This window comes from Asanoa sp. NPDC050611 (assembly GCF_040654855.1).
Classification (GTDB): domain Bacteria; phylum Actinomycetota; class Actinomycetes; order Mycobacteriales; family Micromonosporaceae; genus Asanoa.
In genome coordinates this window covers 1-1,323 of record NZ_JBFAIU010000686.1, presented here as the reverse complement: position 1 = coordinate 1,323, position 1,323 = coordinate 1, and the positions used below count along the sequence as shown (strand labels likewise).

Annotated in this window: 1 protein-coding gene; it reads right to left on the bottom strand. The window is 69.2% G+C overall.

Annotation, left to right across the window (positions count from 1 at the left end; translation table 11 throughout):
- Nucleotides 1-860 (bottom strand): ABC transporter substrate-binding protein (locus tag AB0H87_RS41835; RefSeq protein WP_360159439.1); only part of this gene is annotated, 860 nt, incomplete at its 3' end.
- Nucleotides 861-1,323 lie beyond the last annotated feature (463 nt).

The window sequence follows — 1,323 nt, the reverse complement described above, 5'->3', positions numbered from 1 at the left end:
GACTCCTTGCGGAGGCTGTCCACGTCCTGGGTGGACACGCTGTCGGCGACCTCCGCGTCACCGGCGCGCAGGTTGGCCGCGCGGATGCTGGCGTCGGTCAGGATGCGCCACGAGATGCCGTCGAGGTGGACCTTGTCGGCGGCGTAGTAGTTCGGGTCGCGTACGACGTCGATCGAGCTCTGCGGAACGCGCTTGCTGAACTTGAACGGGCCGACGCAGACCGGCGCGGAGGCGAAGTTGGTGCCGAGCTTCTGCAGGGCGGTAGGACTCATGATCATGCCGGCCCGGTCGGCCAGCGCGCCGAGGAGCGGCGCGAACGGGTTCTTGAGGTGGACGGTGACGGTCTGGGCGTCGGTCGCCTCGACGGTGTCGACGGGCCCGAGCTCGCTCTTGCGGGCGGACTCCGGCAACTTCAGGTGGCGTTCCAGGGTGGTCTTCACCGCGGTGGCGTCGAACGGGGTGCCGTCGGCGAACTTGACGCCCTGCCTGAGCTTGATCGTCACGGTCTTGCCGTCGTCGCTGACGGCCGGCAGGTCGGTGGCCAGCTGGGGGACGACCTGCGCCTTCTCGTTGACGTCGTACAACTTCTCGCACATGGCCTGGAACACGTAGCGCGAGTAGAGGCTGCGGGAGAGGGAGGGATCGAGCCGGTCAGGCTCGGCAGACAGGGCGACGGTGAGCTTGCCGCCCTGCTTGACCTCGTCAGGGTTGGCCGGCGCGCCGAATGAATCCTGGCTCTGCGCCGGCTTGTCGTCGGATCCGCCCTCGGGGGACGACACCGGTGAACAGGCAGTGAGCGCACAGACGAGCGCAACCGCCCCGATGGCGGCCCGACCGATCGCGCGCGAGAGATTCGTCATGACGGGCTCCTATATTGACGATTGTCGGAGCGTATGTTGTATACGATGATCTCGCAAGGCTCGGTCGAGATCGCGAATCCCGGACGCCCGTCAGGTCCGTCCATGTCGGACAGTGACCGCCCCGGGACGTGCGCTCGCGCCCCGGGATCGGGCGGTCTCGGACCGACTTGTGGATCATGCCGGCGCCCTCCGCACGGTCCGAGCCGACGACTCCTCCGCGTACCGGGCCGACCGACACCGGCTGCCCTGCACCTCGGCGCCGACGGGCCGGACACCGCACTGGTCTCGTGGCTGCTGCTCCGGCTCGACCGTCGGGCAATCGTCGAGCCCGGTCGGGGAGCCGGAGGTCGCCCGCGAGGAGCCCCTATGTATCCAATCGCAGCCCGCAGCCGCTCCGCTCCGCCCCGTCAAGTTCCCGAGCTCGCGATCGACCCTGCTCCTCGTCGTCGCCGGCGCCGCGCTC